A 3,005-nucleotide genomic window follows, 5' to 3' on the forward strand; every position below is an offset into this window, starting at 1 on the left:
CGCCGCCTACGGCTGGCTGCGCGACTGGCTGGACGTCGAACGGCTGCGCGCCCTGCTCCCGGAGACCGCCAAACTCGCCGTCAGCCGCTACGAGCTGCCCAACCTGCGCGCCCTGAACTTCGTCGTCCACGGCCTGCTCGGCGACGGCGTCGCAGCCTCCACCCGCCCCGACCCGCAGGCCAAGGGGCTCGGCGAGTACCTGCGCGGGCTGGAGGCCGACATCCCCGCGGTCCTCGTACCCGGGCAGCGCCGCGAGGCATGATCGCGCCATGAGCAACCTCGACCTCCATCCCGCGCCCGCCACGTGCGGCGGGCGTGCGGACGTGTCCGCGAAACCCGTCCACGACCTGCTCACCGGACGCCTCGTGCCGCTCGGCGAGAGCAGCGTCGTACGCCGTCTGCTGCCCAACCTCGGCCGCCGCATGGTCGGCGCCTGGTGCTTCGTCGACCACTACGGTCCCGACGACATCGCCGACCAGCCCGGCATGCAGGTGCCCCCGCACCCGCACATCGGGCTGCAGACCGTCAGCTGGCTCCACGAGGGCGAGGTGCTGCACCGCGACACCCTCGGCAGCCTGCAGACCGTGCGGCCGAGGGAACTGGGCCTGATGACCTCGGGCCGCGGCATCGCGCACTCGGAGGAGTCCCCGCGCGAGCACGCCCGCCTCCTGCACGGCGCCCAGTTGTGGGTCGCCCTCCCGGACACGGCCCGGCACCGCGAGCCCGCCTTCGAGCACCACGCCGACCTGCCCGTGCTGCACGGCGGCCGGGGGCTCACCGCCACCGTGATCCTCGGCGAGGTGGACGGCGCGGCCTCGCCCGGCACCGTGCACACGCCCCTCGTCGGCGCCGACCTCGCCCTCGCCGCGGGCACCGACGTGACGCTGCCGCTGGAGCGGGACTTCGAGTACGCGGTGCTGTCGATGTCCGGCCGGGCCGACGTCGACGGCGTGCCCGTCGAGGCCGGTTCGATGCTCTACCTGGGCTGCGGCCGCACCGGACTGCCGCTGCGCGCGGACGTCGACGCGGGCCTGATGCTGCTCGGCGGCGAGCCGTTCGAGGAGAAGCTCGTCATGTGGTGGAACTTCGTCGCCCGCGACGGCGAGGAGATCGCCCACGCCCGCGAGGAGTGGAACACCGGCGGCGCCTTCGGCACCGTGCACGGCTACGACGGCGACCTCCTCCTGGCCCCGGAGCTCCCCGCGACCCCCCTCAAGCCCCGCGGCCGCGAACGCTGAAGCGCCGCGCGGCGAGCCGGTTCCGTGGCCGAGCTCCTGGGCGGCGTCCGGTTCGTGGAGGCTCTGACCGGCCGCGCCGCTCCCGTGCCGCCCTCGCGGCCCGCGCGGCGGTGGCCGCCGCGACCGCCTTGGAGGACCCGGCGACGCGTCAGCGCCGTGCCGACCGCGTGCCCTGCGTCCCCTGGCGTCTCCCTGGCCGGTTGCATGAGCCGCGCCGAGGCGTGCGGTCGCGTGAACTCGCCCGCCGGGGCAGGCCTCTTGGCCGGCGTTCGGATTCCCGAGGTCCGGCCGCGAGGCTTCGGGGGTCCCGCGCCGTCAGACGCGGAAGACCGCCCCGACGAACTCCGTCAGCAGCCGTTCCTTGAGCGGTACGGGCAGTACGTCGAGCAGCGCGAGTACCGGGGCCATCCGGCGTGGCAGCCCGGTGCCGCCGCCCATGCCGGCGAAGGTCAGTACCGCCTCCACCTCCTCCGGCCCCAGGGTGACCGGGTCGAGTTCCGCCGCGAACTGCGCGACCGCCGGGTCCACCGTCACCGGGTCCAGGGCGCGGGCCGCCTTCGACGCCGCGTCCAGGTCGGTGAGGAGCACGTCCACCAGACCGGCCGCCGCGGGGGTCAGGGTCAGGTGCAGATTGGGCGGCAGCCCGTCGAAGGACAGCTGCGGCTGCAGGTACCAGCCGCGTTCGCGCATCTCGTCGGCGAGGTGGAGCAGCAGGCTCAGGTCCGGCGTGCCGTCGGCGCCGAGCAGCGTGAACGCGACGAGCCCGGCCTGGGGATCGCCCAGCACCCGCACGCCCTCGACGGCGCGCAGCCCCGGCAGCAGCCGGTCGGCGGCCGCGGCGGTGCGCTCGGCCAGCGCGCGGTAGCCGTCCTCGCCGATGTGCCGCTGCACGGCCCACGCCTGGGCCAGCAGCCCGGCCGACTTGGTGCCCTGCACGGTGGGGTTGACCACGGGGTAGCCCGGCCAGCCCGCGTGCGCGAAGTACTGGTGGCGGCGCAGTTCGGCGTCCCGGTAGAGCACCACGGAGGCGCCCTTGTCGGCGTAGCCGTACTTGTGCAGGTCCACCGAGAGCGAGGTCACCCCGGGCACCGACAGGTCGAAGGGCGGCACGTCCCGCCCGGCGCGCCGAAGGTAGGGCAGCAGCCAGCCGCCGATGCACGCGTCGACGTGGCAGAGCACGCCGCGGCCGGCCGCCGCTGCGGCGATCTCCGCGACCGGGTCGACCACCCCGTGGGCGTAGGAGGGCGCCGAGGCCACCACCAGCGCCGTGCGGTCGGTGATCGCGGCCGCCACCGCCGCCGCGTCGGCCCGTAGCGTGGCCCGGTCCACCGGCACCACCACGGTCTCCAGGCCCAGGTAGGCGGCGGCCTTGTGGAAGGCGGCGTGCGCGGTGGAGGGCAGGACCAGCTGCGGCGCCGTCACCGCGCGCACCGTGCGGGCGTGGTCCCGGGCGGTCTTCACGGCCAGCAGGATCGACTCGGTGCCGCCGCTGGTGAAGGTGCCCTGGGCACCGGGCGTGCCCAGCAGTGCCACGGCGGCGGCGATCAGGTCGTTCTCCAGCCGGGCGACGCTGGGGAAGACCGTCATGTCCAGCCCGTTGACGGTGGCGAACGCCGCGTACGCCGAGGCGGCCAGCTCGTCCACGCCGGACAGCCCGGAGTCGTAGACGTACGCGAAGGTGCGGCCGCCGCGGGTGGGGGCGTCGTCCGCGCGCAGCTCACGCAACTGCGCCAGCACCTCGGCGGCGGGGCTGCCCTGGGGGAGGGC

3 protein-coding genes are annotated in these 3,005 nt (G+C 75.4%); 2 read left to right on the plus strand and 1 reads right to left on the minus strand.

Annotation, left to right across the window (positions count from 1 at the left end; all coding sequences use genetic code 11):
- Together PV350_RS45820 and PV350_RS45825 are read left to right on the plus strand one after the other, a co-directional pair.
- On the plus strand, positions 1–262 hold a 262-nt coding region (locus PV350_RS45820), incomplete at its 5' end, for an AtuA-related protein (RefSeq protein WP_500339220.1).
- 7 nt (positions 263–269) lie between these two features.
- Positions 270–1,238 (plus strand): pirin family protein, encoded by a 969-nt coding sequence (locus PV350_RS45825; protein WP_499510985.1) that lies wholly within the window; start codon positions 270–272, stop codon positions 1,236–1,238.
- 315 nt (positions 1,239–1,553) lie between these two features.
- On the opposite strand, the gene PV350_RS45830 is transcribed toward PV350_RS45825, so the two are convergent.
- Positions 1,554–3,005: pyridoxal phosphate-dependent decarboxylase family protein (locus PV350_RS45830; protein ID WP_500339221.1), on the minus strand; the 1,452-nt coding region annotated here is incomplete at its 5' end.

Source organism: Streptomyces sp. PA03-6a (assembly GCF_033792765.1).
Classification (GTDB): Bacteria; Actinomycetota; Actinomycetes; order Streptomycetales; family Streptomycetaceae; genus Actinacidiphila.

Coding starts and splice junctions, on each gene's coding strand:
- PV350_RS45825 (WP_499510985.1), top strand. CDS start 270: ATGAGCAACCTCGACCTCCATCCCGCGCCCGCCACGTGCGGCGGGCGT.